Source organism: Kribbella sp. NPDC104218 (genome assembly GCF_055584105.1).
The window spans coordinates 317,509-341,277 of sequence record NZ_JBVJMQ010000002.1 but is presented as its reverse complement, the minus strand read 5'-3'; the positions used below and the strand labels follow the sequence as shown (position 1 = coordinate 341,277).

Annotated in this window: 23 protein-coding genes; 11 read left to right on the top strand and 12 right to left on the bottom strand. The window is 69.8% G+C overall.

Annotated features, from left to right (window positions below; translation table 11 throughout):
- The first annotated feature begins 194 nt into the window (after positions 1 to 194).
- Positions 195 to 1,364: an alanine--tRNA ligase-related protein gene (locus ACZ6ZD_RS17640; RefSeq protein WP_465673274.1), complete on the top strand. Its 1,170-nt coding sequence runs from the start codon at positions 195 to 197 to the stop codon at positions 1,362 to 1,364.
- Here the strand turns inward: ACZ6ZD_RS17640 and ACZ6ZD_RS17635 are convergent.
- The 6 genes from ACZ6ZD_RS17635 to ACZ6ZD_RS17610 all read right to left on the bottom strand — a co-directional run bounded on the left by ACZ6ZD_RS17635 (position 1,357) and on the right by ACZ6ZD_RS17610 (position 7,714).
- A complete protein-coding gene (locus ACZ6ZD_RS17635; RefSeq protein ID WP_465673270.1) occupies positions 1,357 to 2,322 on the bottom strand; it encodes an EamA family transporter in 966 nt (321 codons plus the stop codon). The genes ACZ6ZD_RS17640 and ACZ6ZD_RS17635 overlap by 8 nt on opposite strands.
- A 59-nt stretch (positions 2,323 to 2,381) precedes the next feature.
- Positions 2,382 to 3,131: an SDR family NAD(P)-dependent oxidoreductase gene (locus tag ACZ6ZD_RS17630; protein WP_465673268.1), complete on the bottom strand. Its 750-nt coding sequence runs from the start codon at positions 3,129 to 3,131 to the stop codon at positions 2,382 to 2,384.
- Complete coding sequence (locus ACZ6ZD_RS17625) at positions 3,128 to 3,997, bottom strand: 3-hydroxyacyl-CoA dehydrogenase family protein (protein WP_465673266.1); 870 nt, start codon at positions 3,995 to 3,997, stop codon at positions 3,128 to 3,130. Before ACZ6ZD_RS17625 ends, ACZ6ZD_RS17630 begins: the two co-directional genes overlap by 4 nt.
- A gap of 85 nt (positions 3,998 to 4,082) precedes the next feature.
- Positions 4,083 to 4,733 (bottom strand): hypothetical protein, encoded by a 651-nt coding sequence (locus ACZ6ZD_RS17620; protein WP_465673264.1) that lies wholly within the window; start codon positions 4,731 to 4,733, stop codon positions 4,083 to 4,085.
- Positions 4,734 to 4,978: 245 nt separating this feature from the next.
- Complete coding sequence (locus ACZ6ZD_RS17615; protein ID WP_465673262.1) at positions 4,979 to 5,965, bottom strand: LacI family DNA-binding transcriptional regulator; 987 nt, start codon at positions 5,963 to 5,965, stop codon at positions 4,979 to 4,981.
- A gap of 12 nt (positions 5,966 to 5,977) precedes the next feature.
- A complete protein-coding gene (locus tag ACZ6ZD_RS17610; protein WP_465673260.1) occupies positions 5,978 to 7,714 on the bottom strand; it encodes a glycoside hydrolase family 36 protein in 1,737 nt (578 codons plus the stop codon).
- A 113-nt stretch (positions 7,715 to 7,827) separates the two neighbouring features.
- Here ACZ6ZD_RS17610 and ACZ6ZD_RS17605 point away from each other — a divergent pair, with 113 nt between their 5' ends.
- The 5 genes from ACZ6ZD_RS17605 (at position 7,828) to ACZ6ZD_RS17585 (ending at position 12,875) form a co-directional block, all read left to right on the top strand.
- Entirely contained in the window at positions 7,828 to 9,045 is a 1,218-nt protein-coding gene (locus tag ACZ6ZD_RS17605) for a hypothetical protein (protein ID WP_465673258.1), read from the top strand.
- Positions 9,042 to 10,289, top strand: coding sequence for an extracellular solute-binding protein (locus tag ACZ6ZD_RS17600; protein WP_465673256.1), 1,248 nt, complete (start codon positions 9,042 to 9,044; stop codon positions 10,287 to 10,289). The genes ACZ6ZD_RS17605 and ACZ6ZD_RS17600 overlap by 4 nt, the downstream gene beginning before the upstream one ends.
- On the top strand, positions 10,286 to 11,332 hold the full coding sequence (locus ACZ6ZD_RS17595) for a carbohydrate ABC transporter permease (RefSeq protein WP_465673254.1): 1,047 nt from the start codon (positions 10,286 to 10,288) through the stop codon (positions 11,330 to 11,332). The genes ACZ6ZD_RS17600 and ACZ6ZD_RS17595 overlap by 4 nt, the downstream gene beginning before the upstream one ends.
- Positions 11,329 to 12,156, top strand: coding sequence for a carbohydrate ABC transporter permease (locus ACZ6ZD_RS17590; RefSeq protein WP_465673253.1), 828 nt, complete (start codon positions 11,329 to 11,331; stop codon positions 12,154 to 12,156). Before ACZ6ZD_RS17595 ends, ACZ6ZD_RS17590 begins: the two co-directional genes overlap by 4 nt.
- Before the next feature lie 119 nt (positions 12,157 to 12,275).
- Positions 12,276 to 12,875 carry a hypothetical protein gene (locus tag ACZ6ZD_RS17585; RefSeq protein WP_465673251.1) on the top strand — a complete coding sequence of 200 codons (600 nt, stop codon included), beginning with the start codon at positions 12,276 to 12,278 and terminating at the stop codon, positions 12,873 to 12,875.
- Between the two features lie 49 nt (positions 12,876 to 12,924).
- Here ACZ6ZD_RS17585 and ACZ6ZD_RS17580 read toward each other — a convergent pair whose 3' ends face one another.
- Genes ACZ6ZD_RS17580 through ACZ6ZD_RS17560 form a run of 5 tightly spaced genes read right to left on the bottom strand, consistent with a single transcriptional unit; the run spans position 12,925 to position 17,549 of the window.
- Positions 12,925 to 13,566, bottom strand: coding sequence for a response regulator (locus ACZ6ZD_RS17580; protein ID WP_465673249.1), 642 nt, complete (start codon positions 13,564 to 13,566; stop codon positions 12,925 to 12,927).
- Entirely contained in the window at positions 13,563 to 14,801 is a 1,239-nt protein-coding gene (locus ACZ6ZD_RS17575; RefSeq protein WP_465673246.1) for a sensor histidine kinase, read from the bottom strand. The genes ACZ6ZD_RS17580 and ACZ6ZD_RS17575 overlap by 4 nt, the downstream gene beginning before the upstream one ends.
- A gap of 20 nt (positions 14,802 to 14,821) precedes the next feature.
- Complete coding sequence (locus ACZ6ZD_RS17570) at positions 14,822 to 15,586, bottom strand: ABC transporter permease (RefSeq protein ID WP_465673244.1); 765 nt, start codon at positions 15,584 to 15,586, stop codon at positions 14,822 to 14,824.
- Complete coding sequence (locus ACZ6ZD_RS17565) at positions 15,583 to 16,494, bottom strand: ABC transporter ATP-binding protein (protein ID WP_465673242.1); 912 nt, start codon at positions 16,492 to 16,494, stop codon at positions 15,583 to 15,585. The genes ACZ6ZD_RS17570 and ACZ6ZD_RS17565 overlap by 4 nt, the downstream gene beginning before the upstream one ends.
- 59 nt (positions 16,495 to 16,553) lie before the next feature.
- Entirely contained in the window at positions 16,554 to 17,549 is a 996-nt protein-coding gene (locus ACZ6ZD_RS17560) for a saccharopine dehydrogenase (RefSeq protein WP_465673240.1), read from the bottom strand.
- Between the two features lie 71 nt (positions 17,550 to 17,620).
- On the opposite strand from ACZ6ZD_RS17560, the gene ACZ6ZD_RS17555 reads away from it, so the two are divergent.
- Entirely contained in the window at positions 17,621 to 18,193 is a 573-nt protein-coding gene (locus ACZ6ZD_RS17555; RefSeq protein WP_465673238.1) for a TetR/AcrR family transcriptional regulator, read from the top strand.
- 1 nt (position 18,194) lies between these two features.
- Here the strand turns inward: ACZ6ZD_RS17555 and ACZ6ZD_RS17550 are convergent, their stop codons facing one another.
- The gene (locus ACZ6ZD_RS17550) at positions 18,195 to 19,982 is read right to left on the bottom strand and encodes an AMP-dependent synthetase/ligase (protein WP_465673236.1); all 1,788 of its coding nucleotides are present in this window, start codon (positions 19,980 to 19,982) and stop codon (positions 18,195 to 18,197) included.
- 101 nt (positions 19,983 to 20,083) lie between these two features.
- On the opposite strand from ACZ6ZD_RS17550, the gene ACZ6ZD_RS17545 reads away from it, so the two are divergent.
- Genes ACZ6ZD_RS17545 through ACZ6ZD_RS17530 form a run of 4 tightly spaced genes read left to right on the top strand, consistent with a single transcriptional unit; the run spans position 20,084 to position 23,603 of the window.
- On the top strand, positions 20,084 to 20,977 hold the full coding sequence (locus ACZ6ZD_RS17545) for an SRPBCC family protein (protein WP_465673234.1): 894 nt from the start codon (positions 20,084 to 20,086) through the stop codon (positions 20,975 to 20,977).
- Positions 20,978 to 20,983: 6 nt separating this feature from the next.
- On the top strand, positions 20,984 to 22,276 hold the full coding sequence (locus ACZ6ZD_RS17540; protein ID WP_465673232.1) for an ArsA family ATPase: 1,293 nt from the start codon (positions 20,984 to 20,986) through the stop codon (positions 22,274 to 22,276).
- Positions 22,273 to 22,653 (top strand): hypothetical protein, encoded by a 381-nt coding sequence (locus ACZ6ZD_RS17535; RefSeq protein ID WP_465673230.1) that lies wholly within the window; start codon positions 22,273 to 22,275, stop codon positions 22,651 to 22,653. The genes ACZ6ZD_RS17540 and ACZ6ZD_RS17535 overlap by 4 nt, the downstream gene beginning before the upstream one ends.
- Complete coding sequence (locus ACZ6ZD_RS17530) at positions 22,644 to 23,603, top strand: ROK family glucokinase (protein WP_465673228.1); 960 nt, start codon at positions 22,644 to 22,646, stop codon at positions 23,601 to 23,603. Before ACZ6ZD_RS17535 ends, ACZ6ZD_RS17530 begins: the two co-directional genes overlap by 10 nt.
- Positions 23,604 to 23,769 lie beyond the last annotated feature (166 nt).

Below are 23,769 nucleotides of genomic sequence, written 5' to 3'. Positions count from 1 at the left end.
CTGGTGCGGTCGTGTACTCTGCGTTTCATGCATTCGATGTTCAGCCTTGTAGCAGCCGTACGAGCTTCGCGCTCTCCGGCTGCCGCTGCCTGACATCTTCTTCCACCACCGGCGACCGGAAACGGTTCGCCGGTGTTGTTGTTTCCAGCGCCAGGTGACTCGGTTCCGGTCTTTCACGACAAGGACCAGAGACCATGACCACCACCCTGCAGAAGTCCGTCACCCGGACCTTCATCGACTTCTTCCTCGACCGCGGCCACGTTCCGACGACCGGGTCCACGCTCATTCCGCGCCTGGGTGATCCGGTGCTGTTCACGACGTCCGGGATGCATCCGCTGACGCCGTACCTGGAGGGCGAGCCACATCCATTGGGCCGCCGGCTGACCGGTATCCAGCGCTGTCTGCGGACGACGGACCTGGACGAGGTGGGCGACTCGACGCATCTGACCGTGTTCGAGATGCTCGGCTCGTGGTCGCTCGGCGACTACGGCAGCCCGCAGACCCTCACCTGGGGGTTCGAGCTGCTGACCGGCGGGTTCGGGATCGACCCGAGCCGCTTGTACGTCACGGTGTTCGGCGGCGACGATCAGGTCCCGCTCGACCAAGAGTCGCTGCGGACCTGGCAGGACCTCGGCCTCCCGATCGAGCTGACCACCGACGACAACTGGTGGTCGAACGGCCCGACCGGTCCGTGCGGCCCCGACTCGGAGATGTTCGTCTGGACGGGCGATGGCGATCCCGAGGGGACGCCGACCACCGACGACCGCTGGGTCGAGGTCTGGAACCACGTGATGATGCGCTACCGACGCCACGACGACGGCTCCTTGGAGCCGTTGCAGCAGCAGAACGTCGACACCGGCCTCGGCCTGGAGCGGCTGACCATGCTGCTCGAAGGCAAGGACTCCGTCTACGACACCAGCCTGTTCGAGCCCTGGATGCGGCACATCCCGCAGCTCTGGACGCTCGACGAGACGTCGCGGCGGATCGTCATCGACCACCTCCGCTCGAGCATCGTGATCGTCGGCGACGGCGTCCACCCGTCGAACACCGGCCGCGGGTACGTCCTGCGCCGGCTGCTCCGCCGGGTGCTGACGCTGCTGTGGCAGGGCGACGAGTCCCGCTCGCTGTCCGAACTGCCGATCGAGCTGTTCGAGCACACGCTGAACCACTTCCACCAGGGCGAGACCGTGACGCTCGTCCGGCGGATCCTGATCGACGAGGAGATCCGGTTCAGCAACCTGCTCGACCGCGGCCGCAAGATCCTCAGCCACGAGCGGTTCCACAAGCAGCTCGACGAGACCGACTACGAGTACCTGCACGAGACCCACGGGCTGCCCCGCGAGCTGGTGGATTCCCTCAGGTGAGGCTGGGATCCAGGACGTCGGTGGGCGGGGCGGGCACCTCCGGGGGCGCGACCTTCCCCACCGACGACTGGGCCACGAACGCGCCGAGCAGCACGATCGCGCCGCCGATGAGCTGGTTGGTCGTCAGCCGCTCGTTCAGCAGGATCAGCGCGAACAGGCTGGCGGCGACGACCTCGATGTACGCGACGGCCCCGGCGATCGCGGCCGACAGCCGTTGGACGGCGGCCGCCCCGGCCAGGTAGGCCACGACCGTGCTGACCACGATCAGCCAGGTCGCCATCACCCAGCCCGGCGCCTGCCGCTCGCCGATCGCGATCGTGTCGGTGAGTACGTGCCACGGCGTCTGCCACGGTACGGCGATCAGCGTCAGGACGACGGCGCCGACGACGGACCCGGCCGCCGTCATCACCAGCGGATCGGCGACCCCGGTCAGCTTGTCGATCAAGATGAAGTACGTCGCCTGGCACGCCGCCGCGGCGAGCCCGGCGAGCAGCCCGATCAGGTCGAGCGTCAAGCCGGACCAGACTTCGGCGACGGTCGCCAGCCCGAGCAGCGCGATGCCGACGCCGATCGCGGCCGACCGCGGTACGGAGACCTTCTGGCCGAACTTCAGCCACAGCACCACCAGGACCGGGCCGGAGAACTCCAGCATCAGCGCGACCCCGACCGGCAGCCGGCTGGCCGCGATGAAGAACAGCGTCTGGCAGCCGGCGATCCCGGTCAGCCCGTACAGCACCAGCGGTTTCCACGACGCCCGCGCCGCGCGCAGCCCGGCCCGCCCGCGCAGGGCGAGCACCAGCGGGACGAGCAGCAGCGCCGCCCCCAGAATCCTGACCCACGCGGCCTGTTGCGGCGTGAAACCGGCGCCGATCAGCGCCTTCGCGAACGGCCCCGAGCCACCGAATGTCACGGCTGAGAAGACCGCGAAACCGAGCCCCACCGACTTCGTGCTGTACATGAGCATAAGCTCTCATGCTCATTACATCGCTGTCGAGAGTCATCTCACCGGATGCCGCCTCAGTACATGACCAGGCCGCCCGAGACGTTCAGATCGGCGCCGGTCACGGACGCGGCGGTCGCCAGATAGCTGACCGCTGCCGCGACCTCCTCCGGTGTGGTGAACCGTTCCAGCGGGACGCCGGCCAGCATCTCGGCGCGGACGGCGTCGGCGTCGCGGTCACTCACCTCGGCCTGGGCCTCGATCACCCAGTCGAGCCGCGGCCCGGCGACGAAGCCGGGGGAGACGACGTTCACCCGGATGCCGTGCGGGCCGCATTCGGCGGCCAGCGTGCGAGCGAGGCCGACGAGCGCGAGCTTCGATGCGGCGTACGGCGTCCGGCCGGTCAGTGGCCGTTTGCCGGTCATCGAGCCGATCAGGACGGCGCTCCCGGAGCCACGCTCGATCATGCCGGGCAGGAACGCGCGCAGGGCGAGGAAGGTGCCGGTGACATTGACGTCCAGGGTCTGCTGCCAGTCCGCGCGGTCGAGGGTCCACAGCGGGCCGGACGGCCCGCCGATGCCGCTGTTGCAGACGACGACGTCCGGCGTCCCGATCAGTTCGCGTGTTTGCTCGCCGAACGACTCCACCGATTGCTCGATGCTGAGGTCGACGCCGACGACGTGCGCCCGGTCGCCGATCAGAGCGGCGGTTTCTGCCAGGGCGGCGAGGTCCCGCCCGCCGAGGACGACCTCGGCGCCGTCCGCGGCCAGCCGGACGGCGATGGCCCGGCCGATACCCCGACCGGCGCCGGTGATCACGGCGGTCATCCGACCGCTCCCAGGATCCGCCGGTACACAGCGTCGCGGCGCTCGGCCAGGCCGTCGGCATCGGCGTACTCGAAGAATCCGGCGCCGGACTTGGCGCCGAGCCGGCCGGCCCCGACCATGGCCTCGATCCGCTCCGGTACGGCGAACCGGTCGCCGTACTGCTGATGCAGAACGGTCAGGATGGCGCTGTAGACGTCCAGACCGGCCATGTCGGCGACCGCGAATGGCCCGTACGCCGGTAGCCGCACACCCATCGTGCGGCGGACGACGGCGTCCAGGTCCGCGGGGCTGATCAGACCTTCGTCGACACATGCCAGCGCCTCGAGGAAGAGGGCCAGTTGGAGCCGGTTGGCGACGAACCCGACGCAGGCGGCGACTTCGATCGGCTCCTTGCCGGCTGCGCTAAGGAGCCGAAGGACGTCGTCGACCGGCTGCCGATCGGTCTGTTCGGTCCGGGCGACCTCGACGCCCGGAATGGTCTCGGCCGGGTGGAAGAAATGCGCCGCGAGGAAGCGCTCCGGGCGGGTGACGGCGGCGGCCAGCTGGTCCAGCGGCAGTGCGGAGGTGTTGGTCGCGATGATCGTGGTCGGCCCGGTCGCCGCGCTGATCGCCGCGAGGACGTCGAGCTTGAGGTCGAGCTGTTCCGGGATGGCCTCGATCACCAGCTCGGCGTCCGCCACGGCTTGTGCGAGATCCGGCGTCCCGGTGACCGGTGCCGGGGGAGCGGGCTGGCGGGCGGCGATCTGGGCCAGGCTGCCGGGGAGCCGGTCGGCGGTGTCGACGACCGTCACCTCGTGCCCGGCGGCGGCCAGCACGGCGGCGATGCCCTGCCCCATGGTTCCGGCTCCGACGACGGCGACTCTCATGGCGGCTCCCTGGTCCTGGCGGCAGACTGCGGAGCCTCAGGATATATCTAAATACCGGGAATTATATCTCGTATTTCGAATCGTCTCAGAGGATGTTGACGGCGCGCGCCGCGACCACCGCGATCGTCAGCAGCGCGATCGCGGACTGGATCGCCATCAGCACCTTCACCCGGGCGGTCAGCGGCATCGTGTCGGTCGGGCTGAACGCCGTCGCGGCGGTGAACGCGACGAACAGGTAGTCGGTGAACCCGGGCAGCCAGCGCTCCCAGCCGGGGAGGTCGACGGTCATCTGCGGGAACAGCAGGTCGGCCCGCTCGGCCGCGCGCTCGTGCTCGGGTGCGCGGGCGAACGGGCCGCCGCGATCGACCTCCCAGTACCAGACGCCGAAGGCGACGACGTTCGTCACCCAGATCAGCACGGCTGCCTTCACCAGCACCAGACCGTTGTTCGCATCGCCAGAGTTCAGATAGCCGATCAGCTCGGCCAGATAGACCGCGTTCGCCAGCACGAGGACGCCGAGCAGCGCCAGCTCGACCCACCGCAGCCACGGCTCGTCGCGGCGCAGGTGGAACGGGTTCATCCAGACCAGCGGCAACAGAAGCAGCCCACCGAGCGCCGGCATCACCCACCGCGGAAACATGGCGATCTGCGTCGGCACCAGCAGCTGCAACACCAGTACGGCGACCACCGCCAGCGAAGCCGGCCAGCGCCGGATATGCCGCATCCCCTCGTTCACAAGCCCTCCTCCAGCCGGCCGACGCGTCAACCCCAGCCTGCCCCAACTCGGCCCGCCAGCACCGGACCCGACGCGCCACCGCCCCGCGTCGCCGGTCGGGCACGCGGGGGCGGCGGGATGCGGGTTACTGCAGCCAGCGCTGGTTAGCGCTCCCGTTGGCCGGAAGCGTGTAGACATCGCCGCCGCCGTTGCTGTCGAGGCAGCGGCCGCTGGCGCCGTACCTGATCGTGGTGTCAGCCGTGGGGTCAGGCGCTGGCGCGGATGATGAGGGGGGCGGTGACGAGGCGGCCGGGTTCGTCGGGGGCGCCGGTGAGTTCGTGGAGGGCGCGGTCGAAGAGGGAGGCGGCGATGTCGCGGAGGGGGATCCGGGCGGTGGTCAGGGGAGTGTCGAGCATGCCGGCGAAGGGGAAGTCGTTGAAGCCGGTGACTGCGACGTCCTGGCCGATCTGGAGGCCGCGGCGTTGCAGGGCGCGCATCGCGACGACTGCGAAGGCGTCGTTGTCGGCGACGAGAACATCCGGGGGAGCGCTCTCCGACACGTACTCCTCGACTGCCGCCAGGGAGCCGAAGGTGCGGACGTCGGTGCGCGGGAACGCGCTGGTGAAACCGGTCTCGCGCTGGTGGATCCACGGTAGGGAGCCGTTGGTACGCAGGTAGAGAGCGCTCTCTCTGCCGCTCTCCCGCAGGTGCCGGGCGATCCCGGCCATCGAGGTCTCGTTGTCCACGTCGACCCAGCACTGCCGGTGCCGCGGCCCGGTCCGGCCGAAGGCGACGAACGGGAAGCGGCGCCGGCTGAGGAACTCGATCCGCTCGTCGTTCGGCATCGTCTCCAGGACGACGATCGCGTCGACCTGGCGAGCCGCGATCAGCTTCTCGTAGAGCGCGATCTCGGTCGCTCCCGCGGTCGGGGTGGTGACGTGGACGCCGTACCCGGAGCTCGCGGCGGCCTGCACCAGGCCGCTGAGCAGACCGTGCAGGAAGCCGCCGAGCCCCGGGTTCTCGTCCTCGAGATAGAGCGGCAGCCCGATCACCTGGCTGCGCCCCGACGACAGCGCCCGCGCGGCGTGGTTCGGGATGTAGCCCAGCTCGTCGATCGCGGCCTGCACCGTCCGAACTGTCGGGTCACTGACCCGATGTGGCGCGTTCAGCACGTTCGACACCGTCATCGCCGACACCCCGGCCAGCTTCGCGACATCCGCGACCGTCGTCCGCCGTCGCCGCTGCTCCACCACGCGCGAGCCCCCTCAGTTCCGTTCGATCCTGGCCACCCCGGCCACCGGTACGTCGACCACCCACAGCGCGGGCGGAGTCGTCGTACTCCGGGACACCTCGGCCCCAGAGCAGTCCGACACTACGAGCTCGACCGGCCCGGGACCGGCACCTTCGACCAGGAGTCGCGGCTCGCCGCCGCCGTTCACCAGCACCACCGACCGATCGGACTCCGTCAGCCGCACAACCGGATCGCTGTAGGCAGCCACCACAGTCGTCTCCCCAACAGCCCGCACCTGCGAGTAGCGCGCATCCGACCGAGACGGCACCAGGACGCCGTGCTGCAGCACAGCCCCCAACTCACGAGTCAGCCCGAGCCAGTACCGGACGACCCGATCGTGCTCGGCCGGCAACGCCTCCAACTCCATCGACACCTGCGGCGTACTGAACAGCGCGCCGATGAACTGCTGCGCAACCGTCTCCGGAGCCGCCGACGGATGCCACATCAGCATGTCCGAGTGCACGGCCCGATCGCCGGCCAGCAGCCGGGTGTCGATCGTCCGCACGCGGTTCTCGACCGGATCCAAAGCGCAGTCTCCGGCGCGCAGGAACGTGCCGAACTGCCAGAGCCGCGGGTTCACGTAGTCCTGCCGGAACTCGATCAGCACCTCGGAACGCAGCCGCTGCAACTCGTCCCGGACCGCCTGCAGCAATAGCTCGACGCCTTCGTCGATCGACGAGCAGTCGGCATCCGGCGCGTCGGGCACCGGCCCGTCCCACGCCCACGAGTCGATGAAGTCGATCTTCAACCCGTCGACACCCCAGTCCCGCACCGGGCGGACGCAGCACTCGACCAGATGCTCGCGCACGTCGGCGTACCGCGGGTCCAGCACCGCGACCACCTCGCTGTCGACGAAGCCGAGCGTCCGCGTCTGCAACTGCTCCCACGCCTTGGAGTGGACGCCGATCAACGGCGGCGCGATCCACAACACGTACTGCAGCCCGGCCTCGTGCACCCGGCGCACATGCGCCGCCATGTCCGGGAACTTCGTGCTGGTCGGCTCCCAGTCACCGCAGAACGCGTAGCCGCGCGCCGTGCTGTCGGTCTGCCAGCCGTCGTCGACGATGATCGCCTCGTACCCGTACGCCGCGCTGGCGCGTGCGTGGTGCTCGACCCGCTCGGCCGTCACATGCTGATGGTCGCTGTACCAGGTCGAGTACATCGCCGACCGCGCCAACTCCGGGACGACGGCCATCCGGTCGCCCAGCTCGGCCGCCCAGGCCGCGGTCACCCCGCGCAGCGCCTCGGCGAAATGCACCTCCCGCAGATCGACCCGCAGTACGAACCGCGGCACGCCGTCGGTCGGCTCGACATCGTCGACGAGCAACTCGATCAGCTGCTCACCGGTCTCCTCGTTCACCCCGATGGCGAACTCGCAGCCGCGGACGAACGCCGACAGCGAGACCGTGGTCAGGCTCCGATCGCGGACGTCGACGAGACTGCCGACCGGCGCCGACCGCACCGACCGGATCCGCCGCCGCGAGCCCCAGTCGGTCGGCAGCTCGCGGCGCGCGCCCTGACTGGCCCGCCACAGCGTCACGGCCGGCCCGGTCGGCCACGTCCAGCGCAGGGTGACCGGGGCATCGGCCAGCACCTCGAACAGCAGCACGCCGGGCTCAGAACTCGGCAGCTCCGTGACCGAGCGCGCGCCGTCGGCGCTGCCGGTCCGGTGTGAGCGGCCGTCGGGAGAGCGGATCTCGAATTTCGTCACGAGCCGGACTATAGCGGTAAAACCGGCCCCGCCGAAGTATTGACGAAATTGGTCTAATGTACTTACTTTAGCTAGGAATTTTACCGCTAATATGAGGAGTGTCCGTGCTCGCAGTGAGCTCTGACTCCAGCTATCTCGAGCAGGCCTTCGGCTGGGCCCGGGACCGGGCTCTGGCCTGGGTGCGGACCGGCCCGGGCAACCTGCCGTCGTACTGGGCCGGCTACCCGTCGCGGGAGCTGTTCTACCTGCGCGACGTCGCGCACCAGGCGGCCGGCGCGCACCTGCTCGGTCTGGACGCCGAGAACTTCGCGATGCTCCGGCATTTCGCCCGCTCCGCGACACCGACCCGGAAGTGGTTCCCGCTCTGGGCCTTCCATTTCGACGGCCGGATCGCGGCCCTCGACTACCACTCCGACGAGCACTTCGTCCGGGAGATCCCCGCGGTGTTCGACCTGACCTACCGGGCGCTGGAACAGTACGACTGGACCGGCGACCGCCGATGGCTCGACGACCCCGACCTGGCCGCCTATTACCGGAGCTGCGTCGGCGACTTCGTCACCGCCCACGATTCCGACGGCGACGGCGTCCCCGAGGCGGGCGGCACCGCCGACATCTTCCTCGGCACCGCCACCTACAACGAACGCGAGGCCCCGCTCCTGATCGCGGGCGACGGCCTCGCCGCGCAGTACGCCGTCCTCCGCAAACTCGGCCGGGACGCCGAGGCCGACCGGCTCCAGGCGATCTACCGAACCTGGTGGCAGGGCGACCACTTCGCCCGCGGCGTCACCAAGGACGGCCTCGACTTCGACTGGGGCCTGGAGTCGCACACCCTTGCCGCGCTCTTCGGCCTCAGCGGCACGGGAGAGCGCTCTGAACGGTTCTTGGACTACCTCGAAGCCCAGATGGCGGCGAACCCGCCGCTGAACATCGAGTCGAAGAGCTACTACCCCGAGCTGCTCTTCAAACACGGCCGCGACGAGTCGGCCTGGGCCTGGACCAAGCACCTGATCGACAGCCGCGACGACTACCCGGAGATCTCGTTCACCGTCGTCGAGCATCTGGTCGCCGGTCTGCTCGGACTCCGGCCGCGCGCGGGCGACGCCGTCCTCGCGGTCGACTCCCATCTGCCGGCCGAGATCGGCGTCCTGACCGCGGACCATCTCCGGGTCGGCGGCTGGGACCTGCGCATCACCCAGGAAGCCCGGCACGCGACCGAGATCACCGTGCACAGCGGCCCCGGCCCGCTGACCGTGATCGTCGCGGGCCAACCCCACATCCTCGACCCCGGCGGCACCGCCCGGGTCAGCACATCCCCGAAGGACCCCTCATGAAAACTTCTGCCCGCCTGCTCCCCGCCGCGGTGGCGCTGCTGCTCGCCGCCGGTTGCGCGACCGGCAACCAGCCCGCCTCGAACGCCGACAGCGACTCCGCCGAGATCACTTTCTCGTTCTGGGGAACGAACTCCGAGGCCGCGTCGCTGCGGGCGATCGCGGCCGCCTTCGAGCAGGCCAACCCGGGTGCGAAGGTGACCACGAACTGGATCCAGTCCGACTACGAGCAGAAGATCCAGACCTCGATCGCCGGCGGCACGCAGTCCACCGTGATCGAGATCAGCAACACCAGCCTGGCCGGGTTCGCGCCCAGCTTCGCCGAGCAGCAGGTCGATCCGGCGAAGTACGTCCAGCCGAACATCTCGTCGTCGATGCAGTTCGAGGGTAAGTACTACGCGACGCCGTTCGCCGCGAAGCCCAAGGTGATGGCGATCAACGTCGACGCGTTCCGGGCCGCGGGCATCCCGTTGCCGAGCGCAACGACGCCGCTGACGCTCGACGAGTTCAAGACGCTGGCGGCCAAGCTGTCCCATGGCGAGGGGAAAGCGCGCGTCTACGGTTCGAGCAACCTCTGGTATCGCGGCTGGCTGACGGCCGCGGGCGGCGGCTACTTCAACACCGACGCGACCGCGTGCACGTTCGGCGACGAGACCGGTGTCAAGACCGCGCAGTACGTCGTCGATCTGCAGCAGGCGAAGTCCTCGCCGACCTCGCTGGACATCCAGGGGCAGGACCAGGCGCAGTGGTTCGCCGCCGGGCGGCTGGCCACCTTCAGTGACTTCGGCCCGTGGACGGTCGCGGACTTCGCCAAGATCAGCAAGCCGAACTGGACGCTCGTCCCGGTGCCTGGCAAGGGGTTCCCGATGGAGGTCGACGGGCTCGCGATCAGCAAGACCGCGAGCGGCAAGCAGCTCGAGACCGCCAAGAAGTTCGTCGAGTTCGCCGGTACGAGTCAGGCCGCGCAGGACCAGCTGATCCAGGGCAACACCGCGCTCGGCGTCCCGGTGATCGCAGCGTCGACGCCGACGCTGGAGAAGGTGCTGCCGGCCGACCGCAATCTGGCCGCCTTCACCACCGCGCTGAAGGCCGGTGAGGTCGGGGTCTCGGTACCGCGGGAGGCGCAGCTGTCCGGGGACGCCGAGAAGGGGATGACCAGCTACACGGCGCTGGGCAGCGGTAAGGACGACGTCGCGAAGGTGCTGCCCGAGCTCGCCGCCAAGTGCACGCAGGCCCTGAAGAAGTGAATCCCACCGTCGGCTGGATCCGGGACCTCGCGGCCGCCTGGGGCGTCCCCGGCGTCCTGGTGCCGCTGGTCCCGTTCCTGCTGCTCCTGATCGCCCTGTACGCCGTCATCGGACTGGCGGCGTACGGGGTGCGGCGCCGGTGGCCGCGCGCGGACAAGGCGATTGCGTTCTGGCTGTTCATCTCGCCCTGGCTGATCGGCTTCGCGATCTTCACGGTCGGCCCGATGGCGTCCTCGATCTACGTCAGCCTGACCTCGTGGGACCTGATCACCCCGCCGCGGTTCGTCGGTTTCGCCAACTACACCGAGGCGTTCCAGGACCCGCGCGTCGGCCAGGCCCTCAAGGTCACGCTGCTGTACGGCGTGATCAGCGTTCCGCTGCAGACCGCGCTCGCCTTCGTGGTGGCGCTGCTGCTGAACACCGAACTACCCGGGATGCGGTTGTTCCGAACCATCTGGTACCTGCCGAGCCTGGTGTCCGGCGTGGCCCAGATGGTCTTGTTCCTCTGGGTTTTCAACCCGCAGTACGGGCTCGCGAACGACGTCCTCGGCAAACTCGGTATCGAGGGGCCGGGCTGGTTCAACGATGCCTCCTGGGCGCTGCCGACGGTCATCCTGATGAGTCTGTGGACGGTCGGCGGCGCGATGGTGATCTACCTGGCCGGGCTGAAAGACGTCCCGCCGAACCTGTACGAGGCCGCGGCCATCGATGGCGCCGGGCAGCTGCGGATGTTCTGGCATGTCACGCTGCCGCAGATGTCACCGATCATCTTGTTCAACGCGCTGACCGGGATCATCGGCTCGCTGCAGATCTTCACCCAGGGCTTCGTCACCAATGGCGGCCCGAAGGACTCACTGCTGTTCTTCGTCTACTACCTGTACGACAACGCGTTCCAGAACTTCCGGATGGGCTACGCGTCCGCCCTGGCCTGGATCCTGTTCGTCGTCATCCTCGCCCTGACCGCGGTCACGTTCCGCGGCAGCGCGTTCGCCGTGTACTACGAGACCGAGCTGACCACGCGCCGGAAGCGGAGAGCCCGATGAGACGCCGCAGCACGCTGACGACCGTCGTCCTGTACGTCGTCCTGGCGGCCGGCTCGGTCGCGTTCGTGTACCCGTTCCTGTGGATGATCGCGACCTCGCTGCGCTCGCTGGCCGGGGTCGGCAGCTCCGGGGCGAGCGTCGTCCCGCGGGAGTTCCTGTGGGACAACTACGTCCGCGCGGTGACGTCGTTCCCGTTCTGGCGCTACACGCTGAACTCGGTGCTGACGACGCTGATCCCGATCGTGGGCACAGTGCTGTCGTGCTCGCTGGCCGGGTTCGCCTTCGCCCGCCTGCGGGTCCGGTTCTCGGGTGTCGTGTTCGCCGTCGTCCTGGCCACGATGCTGCTGCCGGGGGAGGTGACGATGGTTCCGCAGTTCATGCTCTTCAACAACCTCGGCATGATCGACACGCTCTACCCGCTGATCCTGCCGGCGTTCTTCGGCTCGCCGTTCTTCATCTTCCTGTTCCGGCAGTTCTTCGCGCGGATGCCGGGTGAGCTGGCGGACGCCGCGGTCGTCGACGGATGTGGCTGGTTCCGGACATTCTGGTCGGTCTACCTGCCGCTGGCCCGGCCCGCCGTGGTGGCGGTGTCGATCCTGTTGTTCATGGGCTACTGGAACAACTTCCTCGGCCCGGCGATCTACATCAACTCCGACCAGTGGAAGACGTTGCCGCTGGCCCTGGCCGGTTTCCAGTCGGTGAACGGCACCGACACGCCGTTGCTGATGGCAACTTCGGTGCTGATCACCCTGCCCTGCTTGGCGTTGTTCTTCGCGGCACAGAAACACATCACGCAAGGGATTACCTTCACGGGCGGAAAGTAGCCGAAGGGTGGCGTTCGGTAACCGAACCATGGACAGCATTGGTCTACTTCCTTTAGCGTGTGCGCACCTTCTGCCTCCGCCCTCCCGTGAGGCACCGCCCCCCACAGAAGGAGGAATCAATGGCGCGCAAGCTGTTGATGCTGTCCGGCCTGGCCAGCGTGGTCGTTGCCGTCGTCACCTATGCCGCACCGGTCTCGCTGGCCGGCGTCGTCGACGACAAAGCACCGGTCACGATGGCGGCCTCGTCCCCATCCGCCCACTCCGAAACCGAATCCGACCACGCCGAAGGTGCGTCCGCGCCGCACGGCACGACTGTCGCCCCGATGCCCGCAAGCCTGAAGGGCAAGGCGAAGGTGATGGCACCGCCACCTGGCGGCTGGCCCGTTCCGAGCCAGCGCAGCTACACCATCACCGCTTCCTGCTCGCAGCACGCATCCGCCATCCGGCAAGGTGCAGCGGCGTGGCAGGGGCTCACCGAAGGTGGCGGCACCCCGATCGAGTGCCGCAACGGCTACATCACCGACTGCGGTGGCGGTAGCAACGTTGTCGGCTGCAACTGGGGAGCCGGCCAGCGCATCGCCTTGTACATGGGCGGTGTGAACGACGACGCGCTCCTCGTGGCGCACGAGTTCGGCCACAACTGGTACGGCCACTCGACGGTGCAATGCGCCGCGTGGGACAGCCCCACGACGGTGATGTCGCCAACCATCTGTAACTGACCGCAGATGGGTCCCGGCCCACACCTGCCGGTGGACCGGGCCCCACGCGTCAGTCGCGGCCCAGAATCCCTTGTTCGTAACCCTTCGCGACCGCCGCGGCCCGATCGTTCACCCCGAGTTTGGTGAACACGTGGCTCAGATGCGTCTTCACGGTCGCCTCGCTGATGAACAGCTCGCGCGCGATCTCCCGGTTCGAGGTCCCTCTCGCGACCAGCGCCAGCACCTCCCGCTCACGCGCCGCCAGCGGTGCGGCAGCCGGCTCGCGGACGGCGGAGACCAGCCGCGACGCGACCGCGGGGGACAGGACCGTCCGCCCGGCCGCGGCCTCGCGGACGCCGGTGAACAGCTCGTGCGGGGGAGCGTCCTTGAGTAGATAGCCGGTCGCACCGGCCTCGATCGCGGGCACAGTGTCGGTATCGGTGTCCCAGGTGGTCAGCACGAGCACCTTCGCCCGTGCGCCGCGTCGGCGCAGCTCTGCGATCGCTTCGAGCCCACTGCCGCCAGGCATCCGCAGGTCCATCAGGATGACGTCCGGGTCGTGCTCCGCGGCCAGTGCGACGGCCTCGACGCCGTTGGACGCCTCGGCGAGCACAGTGAATCCGCCTGCGGACTCGAACATGCCGCGCAGGCCGTTCCGGACGACGGGATGGTCGTCGACCAGCAGTAGCGAGATCACGTCGTCCCCTGTCATCGTTCGTCGACCACCAACGGTACGCGCGCGGAGACCGCCGTACCTCCACCTGGCTCCGCCTCGACAACCAGCGAGCCGGCGAGCCGTTCGGCTCGTGCACGCATCCCGTCCAGCCCGAAACCGCCGCTGTCGGATCGGCCCGGCAAGCTGAGCGGATCGAACCCGACGCCGTCGTCCCGGACGTCGAGCGTCACCTCTGTGTCCATGAAGCTCAGCGTCACGCCGACTCTGGACGCCGAAGCGTGTTTCGCCACATTGGCGAGCGCCTCCTGCGTCACGCGGAGCAGCGTCGCCGACAGCTCGCCGTGCAGACGGTGCGTCGTCCCGGTGACAGTGCAATCAGCGCGGACGCCGGTCCGCTCGGCCCACTGGTCGACCGTCTTGCGGAGTACTTCGGGCAGCGCATCGGACGACAGCCCTTCTGGCGCGAGGTTCTGCACCGAGCGCCGGGCCTCGCCGAGACTGTCCCGGGCCAAGTCGGTAGCGCGGGCGATATGGTCCTTGGCGACCGCGGGATCGCTGGTGGTCTCGACGGCTTGCAGCTGAGCGATGATGCCGGTCAGACCCTGCGCGAGCGTGTCGTGAATCTCTGCGGCCAGGCGACGCCGTTCGTCGGCGACACCCGCCTCACGGGCCTGCACGAGCAGCTGGGCCTGGAGGGCGGCGTTCTCGGCCTGGGCCTGTTCGAGCTGGGCGATGGCAGCGGCACGCGCTTCGGAGCGCTCCTCGGACTGCTCACCGAGGTGCCGCACGAAACCCAGCAGGGCGTTGTTGACGATCAGCAGGAAGCCGAACACGATCCAGCCGATCGGACCGTCGGTGGGGATACCGCCGACCTGTGCGAACGAGATGGGGACGGAGCAGACAAACAGGCCGAGGCGCTGCCCGGTCCGCGATCGGATCATGCCGTCGGTGTCGAAGTACCCCGCTGCGACGTAGAACGCGAAGAAGCCGTTCAGCAGGGCCAGGGTCGCGGCGAGCGCCCAGCGGAGCACGAAGTACGCCAGGGTGAGGTTGTTCGGCTTGGGGTGCCGGGGGCTGATCCACAGCCAGGTGAGCTGGAGCAGCAGCGCACCGGCAACCAGCACGGTGGCAGTGGTCTGCTTCCACTGCTCCGGCATGATCAGGCTGGCGGTCGCGTAGCCGAGCACGGTCGACAGCACGAGCAGCGCCAGCGGCGCCAGCTTGGTGAACAGCCGCTGATGCCTGTCCAGGTTGCCGAACTCTGCTGTCACCACCTCAGTCTGCCCTGCCGCTACTCCCACCGGAACCAGCGCACCGCACCGGCCGACAGAACGACCGCCCAGCCCGCCAGGACGCCGAGATCCGCCCAGGCCGGCCAGTGCCCGGCCGCTGCGTCGCCGAGCGCCTGAGCGGCAGCGCCGAACGGAGTCAGCGTGACGATGCGCGCCATCAGGTCCGGCATCGCCTGGACCGGCAGCCACATCCCGGCGCAGAACAGGCTCGGGAAGAAGGTCGCGGACCCGATCGCGGTGGCCACCTTCGCCGTCCGGGCGATCGCGGTGATGAGCGCGCCGAAGGCAAGTGCGGCGGCCGTCGTGAGCAACAGCGCAAGCGTGTACGCCAAGGGCTGGCGCGGCAGGCGGACGTCGTACACCAGGCGGCCGACAGTCAGACAGACCAGAGCCGAGAACAGAGCGATCCCACCGGTCAGAACCATCTGCGCCGTCAGTAGCGCGGACGGCCGGACCGGAGTCGTCGACATCCGGCGCAGGATGCCGCGTTCGCGGTAGCCGGTGATGACCGGCGGCATCGTCTGCAGACCGGTCATGATGACCGCGACCAGGACCAGCACGGGGACGTAGACGTCGATGGTGCGCAGACCGCCGAGGCCGGCACTGGGCTCCCGGAAGGCCGGGATCAGCCCGAGGATGACCAGCAGGATCGGCGGGAAGCCCAGCGCCCAGAACAGGATTCCGGGCTCGCGGCCCAGCAGTCTGGCCTCGGAGCGCAGGACGGCGGCGTACGGGCCGCGGGGGACCGCGATGGCGGTGGTCATCGGTTGGCTCCGGTCAGGTCGAGGAAGGCGTCGTCCAGCGTGGCGTCGGTGACGCGGAGCTGGTGCGCGGTGATGTGGTTGCGGACGAGCAGCGAGATGACCGCGTTGACGGTCTCGTCGCTGCCCGCGAGCGTGATCCGGTCGCCCTTGTGCTCGACCGAGACCAGCGCCGGCAGCGCGGCGAGCTGCTCGTCGTCGAGCGGCGCGGACGGCGTGAACGAGATCACCGTCGAGCCGGCCGATCGGGCGATCAGGCCGCTCGGCGTGTCGAGCGCGGTGATCCGGCCCTGGTCGATGACGGCGATCCGGTCGCAGAGCCGCTGCGCCTCGGCCATGAAATGGGTGACGAGCAGGACCGTGACGCCGCGCTCCCGGACCTCCTCGACGACCTCCCAGGTCGCGCGGCGGGCGCGCGGGTCGAGCCCGGTCGTCAGCTCGTCGAGGACGACGACGCGCGGGTTCCCGATCAGGGCGAGGGCGATGAACAGGCGTTGTTTCTGGCCGCCGCTGAGGACGCCGAAGCGGGTGTTCAGCCGCGCGGTCAGCCCGAGCCGCTCGGCGAGCTGCCGCCAGTCGGCCGGTTCGGGGTAGAACGCGGCGTACAGTTCGAGCGCCTCGCGGACGGTCAGTTTCGCCTGCAGCTCGCTCTCCTGCAGCTGCGAGCCGAGGAGCTGGGTGACGGCCGCGTGGTCGGCCACCGGGTCCAGACCGGCGACGCGGACGCGTCCGCCGTCCGGCACCCGCAAGCCCTCGACGCACTCGACGGTGGTGGTCTTACCGGCGCCGTTCGGGCCGAGGATGCCGAAGATCTCGCCCTCGGCGACCGTGAAGGAGATGTCGTCGACGACGGTTCGCCCGCCGTAGGACTTCCGGAGATTGCTGACTTCGACGACCGGTGGCGTGCTCATGGCTCGAGCCTGCCGGACGGTGCGGGGCCCTCGCATCGCCCGTTGAGCTCGACCCGGGATCAGCCGATCGGCTGATCGGTGATGGTCGCCCCGGATTCGCGCAGCCGGCGGACGGCGTCCGCGGGATCGACCAGGCCCTCGGGCATGTGGATGCCGGGGGCAACTACGTCGCCGCGGAGCGTGAGCAGCCGCTCGACGCTGAGCGCGATCCCGACCGCGGTCGCCGGACGCTGGCCGCCGGGGTGGACGAGCTGGACGGTCCGGGCCAGCGGTGCGCCCTCGTGGTCGCTGCCGCGCAGCTCGATCCGGACGTCGTGCGACGGGTCGCCGCCGGCCCGCCGTCCGGACGACTCGCCCATCGCGAACGCGAACCGGACGTCGCGCGCCCCGGTCGCCAGCGCGACACTCGGGACGTCGAGGATCCCGGCCAGCTGGCCGGGGAGGACGACGCCGTCGGCCGCCCGGACGTCGACGTCCACCTCCGCGGTCCAGGTGAAGACGCCGTCCTTGCGGATCATCGCGGTCGGGGCGGCGTCGGCCCACCGGTCCATGTCCGCGGCGGAGGCCGGACCGCCGGCGTCCTTCTCGTCGAGGACGGCGGCGATCTCGAGCGCGTCGACCCGGCCGAACGCGCGGGCGGCGTCCATCGCGGTCAGGACCGCGATGCCGGCTCCCCAGTGGCTGCCCACGACGATCGGCGCGGCCGTCGGCCGCTGACCGCTCGCGACCACCTCGGGGGCGATATCGGACATGCCGCTGGAGATGCTCAGGTACGGGATGCCGTGGTCCTGGGCGTAGTGCAGGCCCTGCAGGTGCTTGTCCCAGACGGTGGCCACGACGGCGGTGTACCGCGCGTCCTGGGGGAGGCCGAGGCCCTGGCGGGACAGGTCGACGGTGACGGCGGACGCCGTCCCGAGGTTGGTCGCGACCTGCTGCGCACGGCTCAGGTCGCGGCCGGCGATCGTCAGCGGCAGGTCGCGGTACCAGCTCCGCAGCATCGCGGCGGTACTCGACCCGGCCTGGCCCGAACCGCCCAGCATCAGTACGGAAGTCATCATCAGCTCCTTAGCTACATTGTGTAGGTTACAAGTTGTAGCTTAAGCTGGGGGCAGCCGCAAGGAGGACCATGACGACCCGTATGCCGAAGCAGGCCCGGCGCGAGCAGCTGCTCGGCGTCGCGCTCACCCTCGTCCGCACGCGGGGTACGGACGGTCTGACGCTGGTCACCCTGGCCGAGGCAGCCGCGGTCAGCCGCCCGATCGTCTACGACCACTTCGGCACCCGCTCGGGTCTGCTCCTGGCCCTCTATCGGCTGCTGGACGAACAGCACCGCACGGCGGTCGAGAAGGCGCTGGGGTCGGCTGAGGCGACCGCGGACGCCGTCGCGCGGGTGCTGAGCGAGGCCTACTTCGCCTGCGCGACGGACCTGCCCGAGTTCGGGGCGGTGGCGGCGGCGCTGAAAGGCGACCCCGAGGCGGACGCCGCGCAGCACGATCTGCTCGACGAGTACGTCGAGTTGATGTTCGTCGCGCTGATGCCGTACTCGCGGCTGCCTGCGGCGGCGCTGCGCGTGCGGTGCGTCGGCGTCCTGGGCGCGGCTGACGCGCTCGCGGTCGAGCTGAACCACGACCGGGTGACCGCCGAGGAGGCGGTCGCCGCGCTGACCGGGCTGATCACGGGCGACCTCCTCCGCGGGTGAACTACTTCGTGTAGAGGGCCTCGACGTCCGCCTCGTGGTTCGCCATCACGATGTGGCGGCGCAGCGAGAGCTTGAGCGAGAGCTCGCCGGACTCCTGCGTCCAGTCGATCGGGAGGATCTGGAACTTGCGGATCGCCTCGGCCTTGGAGACCGAGTCGTTGGCCTCGTCGACCGCCTTCTGGATCTCGGCGATCAGGTCGGCGTCCTCGGTCAGCGCGGCCGGGTCGCTCGGCTTGTTGTGCTCCTTGGCCCACGGCACGATGTTCTCCGGGTCGATCGTGATCAGCGCGGCGATGAACGGCTTGCCGTCGCCGACGACCATGCACTGGCTGACCAGCGGGTGCAGGCGGATCTGGTCCTCCAGGACGGTCGGCGCGACGTTCTTGCCGCCGGCGGTGACCAGGATCTCCTTCTTGCGGCCGGTGATCTTGATGAACCCGTCGACGTCGAACTCGCCCAGGTCGCCGGTGTGGAACCAGCCGTCGGCGTCGATCGCGCCGGCCGTCGCCTCGTCGTTCTTCCAGTAGCCCTGCATCACCTGGCCGCCCTTGAAGAGCAGCTCGCCGTCGTCGGCGACGGCGACCGTCACCCCAGGAAGCGGCCGGCCGACGGTGCCGATCCGGATGTCGTCGGGCAGGTTCACCGAGACGGCCGCGGTGGTCTCGGTCAGGCCGTAACCCTCCAGGACCGGGACGCCGATCCCGCGGAAGAAGTGGCCCAGCTTGTCGCCGAGCGGCGCGCCGCCGGAGACGGCGTACTGCACCTGGCCGCCGAGGACCGCCCGCAGCTTGCTGAACACGAGCCGGTCGAACAGCGCGTGCTTGGCCTTCAGGCCGAACGACGCGCCGCCCTTGTCCTGGGCCTGGGAGTAGGCGATCGCGGTGTCCGCGGCGGCGTCGAAGATCTTGCCCTTACCGCCGGCGTGCGCCTTCTGGTGGGCGGAGTTGTAGACCTTCTCGAAGACCCGCGGCACGCTCAGGATGAAGGTCGGCCGGACCTCGCCGAGATCGGCGACCAGGTTCTTCACGTCCGGGCTGTGCGCGACCTTGACCCGCTTCAGCACGCAGCCGACCTGGATGATCCGGGCGAACACGTGCGCCAGCGGCAGGAACAGCAGCGTGCTCGCGCCGTTGGTGTCGAACAGCTCGTCGAGGATCTTCACCGCCGGCTCGAGCTCGGCGGCGAAGTTGCCGTGGGTGAGCCGGCAGCCCTTCGGCCGGCCGGTCGTCCCGGAGGTGTAGATCAGCGTGGCCAGATCGCCGGGCGCGACCGCCGAGCGGCGCTTGTCGAAGTCGGCGTCGCTGACATCGCGGCCCAGCTCGATCAGCTGGTCGACAGCGCCGGCCTCGATCTGCCAGACCTCCTGCAGCGCGGGCGCCTCGGCGCGGGCCGACTCGACCACTGCGCCGTGGGTGGCGTTCTCGACGACGGCGACGACGGCCTCGGAGTCGCTCAGGATCCACTGCACCTGCGAGGGGGAGGAGGTCTCGTAGATCGGCACGGTGGCCGCGCCGATACTCCAGATCGCGTAGTCGACCAGAGTCCACTCGTAACGGGTCGGGCTGAGCAGAGCGACCCGCTCGCCGTGCTTGACGCCGGCCGCGATCAGACCCTTGGCGACGCCGGTCACCTGCTGGGCGAACTCGGCGGCGCTGACGTCGACCCAGCCGGCGCCGGAGCGGCGGCTGAACACCGCGGTCGCCGGGTAGGCGGACGCGTTCGCCCAGACCGCGTCGCTCAGGCTGCCGGTCGGCGGCTCGGTCACAGCAGGAACGGTGTACTCACGCATCCGCGTCTCCCCATCAGTCCGTCACGAATTGCCGGGCTTCCGGCGCACGCTACAGTCACTTACCCACAGGTAGCCAGGTTTATGTGACCCAAGGAATAGCCATGCCCGCGCTCGACATCAGTTGCGACGACTTGGTCGTTGCTGATCCAGCCTACGTCGCCGAGCGGCTCGGCTCGGACACGGTGTGGCGCGAGTGGTGGCCGGAGCTGACGCTGACGCCGTCCGAACGCCGCGGCGCGGAGGGCGTCCGGTGGATCGTCACCGGCGCCGCGCTGGGGACGGCGGAGTGGTGGCTGGAGCAGGTCCGCGACGGCGTCGTCGTCCACTGGTACCTGCGCGCCGATCCGGCCCGGCCGCTGCGCGGGCGGGCCCTGACGCGGGTGCGGGAACGCTATGTCCGGCAGTACCGGGAGCGGCTCTGGGCGTTCAAGGACGAAGCCGAAGCGGGCCGCGCCGCGGGCGAGCGACGTACCGGGGACCAACCCGCGATAGTCTCTCGCTCTGAGCTCTTCCCGACGGTGCAGTCTTCGTATGGCAAGTCCCGGCAGCTAAGAGGTGAATCGATGGCGGAACAGACCACCTCGACCATCGTGGTCAACGCGACCCCCAAAGAGATCATGGCGGTGATCGCGGACTTCGCGGCGTACCCCGAATGGGCGGACTCGATGCGCGAGACCGAGGTGCTGTCCACCGACGAGGCCGGCCGGCCGAACAAGGTGCGCTTCAAGGTCGACGCGGGCGCGATCTCCGACGAGTACACGCTGGCCTACGTCTGGTCGCGCAACGAGGTGACCTGGACGCTGGTCGAGGCGAAGATGGTGAAGGGGATGGACGGCGCGTACGTCCTGACCGACCAGGGCGCGGAAGGGACCGAGGTGACGTACCGGCTCGCGGTGGACGTGGCGATCCCGATGATCGGGATGCTCAAGCGCAAGGCCGAGAAGGTCATCATCGACACCGCCCTCAAGGGGCTCAAGAAGCGCGTCGAGTCCTGATCCGCGGTGACTCGGGTACTGCTGTACACAGGTAAGGGCGGCGTCGGCAAGACGACGTCGGCCGCGGGGACGGCGACTCTCGCGGCGCTGCGCGGGCTGCGCACGCTGGTGCTGTCCACGGACGCGGCGCACTCGCTGTCCGACGCGTTCGACTGCGAGGTCGGCCAGGAGCCGACCGAGGTGGACGATCTGCTGTTCGTGCAGCAGATCGACGCGCAGCGGCGGTTCGAGCGGTCCTGGGGCGACATCCAGTCGTACCTGCGCTCGCTGCTGCAGATGGTCGGCGTCGACCCGATCGAGGCCGAGGAGCTGACGGTGCTGCCGGGTGCGGCGGAGGTGCTCGCGCTGCTCGCCGTCCGCGACCACGTCCGGTCCGGCCGGTGGGACGTCGTCGTCCTGGACTGCGCACCGACCGCGGAGACGCTGCGGCTGCTGGCGCTGCCGGAGGCGCTGAGCTGGTACATGGATCGGATCTTCAACGCCGAGCGCAAGGTGATGCGGACGTTCCGGCCGTTCCTGAGCGGCGGGTCGAACCTGCCCGTTCCGGACGACAACGTGTTCGACGCGTTGCGGCGGCTGCAGAGTGATCTGGCTGACATCCGTACGCTGCTGGCCGGTCCGGATGCGTCGGTGCGGCTCGTGCTGACGCCGGAGGCGGTCGTCGTCGCGGAGGCTCGGCGTTCGCTGACGCGGCTGTCGCTGTACGGCTACCGCGTGGACGGCGTCGTCGCGAACCGGGTCTTCCCGGCCGCCGGCGCGGACACCTGGCGGCGGCAGTGGGTCGCCGCGCAGCGCGGCATCCTGGAGGAGGTGGCCGACTCGTTCCGGCCGCTGCCGATCTGGGAGTCGCCGTACCGGGTGTGCGAGCCGGTCGGGGTGGAGGAGCTGGCCGCGTTCGCCGTGGAGATGTACGGCGGTGACGACCCGTTCGCCCGCGCGACCGACGAGACCTCGCTGTGGGTCGATCGGCACATCGACACCGACGGGCGGACGTACACGCTGACGATGCCGTTGCCGCTGGCCTCCGCGAGTGAGCTGGAGCTGGCGCGGCACGGCGACGAGCTGATCATCACGGTCGGGTCGTACCGCCGCGTGCTGCCGCTGCCGGCCGCGCTGGCGCGTGGCGTGGTCGCAGGCGCGCGGCTGGACGACGGGCGGCTGCAGGTCCGGTTCGCTCCGCGAGAGGTCGCGCGGCCGGCGCCGGCGCTGGAGTCCGCGCAGGAGTTGGCGCAAGGGCTGACGGCGGAGTACCTGGCTCAGCAGGAGAGCCGCGAAGCAGCGATCGGTGAGAGCCGGTGAGCAAGGAACCTGTCGGTTCGCTCGCTGAGGAGGCCGCGAAGCTGTTCGCCGTCCTGCAGACCGCTGGTGCGGCGCCGGATGCGGATGCTGAGCCGGTTGAGGAGCACGAGCACAAGCTGGGGCCGGACTGCGTGTGGTGTCCGGTCTGCCAGGTGGTCAACAAGGTGCGGAACACCAGCCCGGAGACGATCGAGCAGCTGTCGACCGCTGCCGCGCATGTGCTCGGGTCGGTGCGATCGCTGCTGGAGGCGGCCGCGGAGGCCGCCCGGCAGGCACGGGAGGACGCAGCGTCGCGCTCTCCTCGGCAGGAGGAGGAGCCGGCTCCGCCGAAGGTGGACCGGATCGACGTGAGTGAGGACCCCGAACCATGGGACTGAGCATCGGAATCGACGTCGGCGGCACGAAGATCGCCGCCGGGGTGGTGGACGCCGAGGGCACGATCATCGCGCGGGCGCATCGCGACACCCCGGCCGACTCGGTCGACGCGACCGCCGCCGCGATCTGCGCCGCGGCCGCCGAGCTGATCGGTGAGCACGAGATCGAGGCGGTCGGGATCGGCGCCGCCGGTTTCGTCTCCTCCGACCGGTCGACCGTGCTGTTCGCGCCGAACCTGGCCTGGCGCGACGAGCCGCTCGGCGCCCGGGTCGCCGCGGAGCTGAAGATCCCGGTCGTCGTCGAGAACGACGCGAACGCGGCCGCCTGGGGCGAGTTCGCCTTCGGCGCCGCGAAACACGTCGAGCACATGGTCTGCGTCACCGTCGGCACCGGGATCGGCGGCGGTGTCGTGAGCGAGAGCCAGCTCCTGCGCGGCGCCCACGGCGTGGCCGCCGAGCTCGGCCACATGCGCGTCGTCCCCGGCGGTCACCGCTGCGGCTGCGGCGCCCGCGGCTGCTGGGAGCAGTACGCCTCCGGCCGCGCCCTGGTCCGCGAAGGCCGCGCCCAAGCCGAGTCCGGCTCACCCGCCGCCGCCCAGCTCCTCAGCGTCTGCGGCATCACCGACCCCGCCGACCTGACCGGCCCCATGATCACCGACGCCGCCACCAACGGCGACCCCCTGGCCGTAGAACTCCTCGAAGACCTGGGCCGCTGGCTAGGCGAAGGCCTCGCCTCCATCGTCACCCTCTGGGACCCCTCCGTCGTAGTCATCGGCGGCGGTGTCAGCGCCGCCAAAGACCTCATCCTCACCTCCGCCCAGATCGCCTTCGAAAAAAACCTCCCCGCCCGCTCCAACCGCCCCCACCCCACCTTCGGCATAGCCCTCCTAGGCAACGACGCCGGCCTAATCGGCGCCGCCGACCTAGCCCGCCACCCCGCCCCCACCAAATGACTTCCGGCGGACTACGTCCGGCCCGGACGAAGCGCCGAGCGCCCCACCGGCGCCCAGCCCACCCCAAGCCACAGGTCGAAGGCTCCGACAGCCTCCCTCCTGCGGCCGCCGGCGACTCGCGCCAGACGAACGTGTCCGGCCGCGATGGCGAACGGGCCCACGGGCG

Coding starts and splice junctions, on each gene's coding strand:
- ACZ6ZD_RS17640 (WP_465673274.1), top strand. CDS start 195: ATGACCACCACCCTGCAGAAGTCCGTCACCCGGACCTTCATCGACTTC.
- ACZ6ZD_RS17635 (WP_465673270.1), bottom strand. CDS start 2,322: ATGTACAGCACGAAGTCGGTGGGGCTCGGTTTCGCGGTCTTCTCAGCC.
- ACZ6ZD_RS17630 (WP_465673268.1), bottom strand. CDS start 3,131: ATGACCGCCGTGATCACCGGCGCCGGTCGGGGTATCGGCCGGGCCATC.
- ACZ6ZD_RS17625 (WP_465673266.1), bottom strand. CDS start 3,997: ATGAGAGTCGCCGTCGTCGGAGCCGGAACCATGGGGCAGGGCATCGCC.
- ACZ6ZD_RS17600 (WP_465673256.1), top strand. CDS start 9,042: ATGAAAACTTCTGCCCGCCTGCTCCCCGCCGCGGTGGCGCTGCTGCTC.
- ACZ6ZD_RS17590 (WP_465673253.1), top strand. CDS start 11,329: ATGAGACGCCGCAGCACGCTGACGACCGTCGTCCTGTACGTCGTCCTG.
- ACZ6ZD_RS17585 (WP_465673251.1), top strand. CDS start 12,276: ATGGCGCGCAAGCTGTTGATGCTGTCCGGCCTGGCCAGCGTGGTCGTT.
- ACZ6ZD_RS17580 (WP_465673249.1), bottom strand. CDS start 13,566: ATGACAGGGGACGACGTGATCTCGCTACTGCTGGTCGACGACCATCCC.
- ACZ6ZD_RS17570 (WP_465673244.1), bottom strand. CDS start 15,586: ATGACCACCGCCATCGCGGTCCCCCGCGGCCCGTACGCCGCCGTCCTG.
- ACZ6ZD_RS17565 (WP_465673242.1), bottom strand. CDS start 16,494: ATGAGCACGCCACCGGTCGTCGAAGTCAGCAATCTCCGGAAGTCCTAC.
- ACZ6ZD_RS17560 (WP_465673240.1), bottom strand. CDS start 17,549: ATGACTTCCGTACTGATGCTGGGCGGTTCGGGCCAGGCCGGGTCGAGT.
- ACZ6ZD_RS17555 (WP_465673238.1), top strand. CDS start 17,621: ATGACGACCCGTATGCCGAAGCAGGCCCGGCGCGAGCAGCTGCTCGGC.
- ACZ6ZD_RS17550 (WP_465673236.1), bottom strand. CDS start 19,982: ATGCGTGAGTACACCGTTCCTGCTGTGACCGAGCCGCCGACCGGCAGC.
- ACZ6ZD_RS17545 (WP_465673234.1), top strand. CDS start 20,084: ATGCCCGCGCTCGACATCAGTTGCGACGACTTGGTCGTTGCTGATCCA.
- ACZ6ZD_RS17530 (WP_465673228.1), top strand. CDS start 22,644: ATGGGACTGAGCATCGGAATCGACGTCGGCGGCACGAAGATCGCCGCC.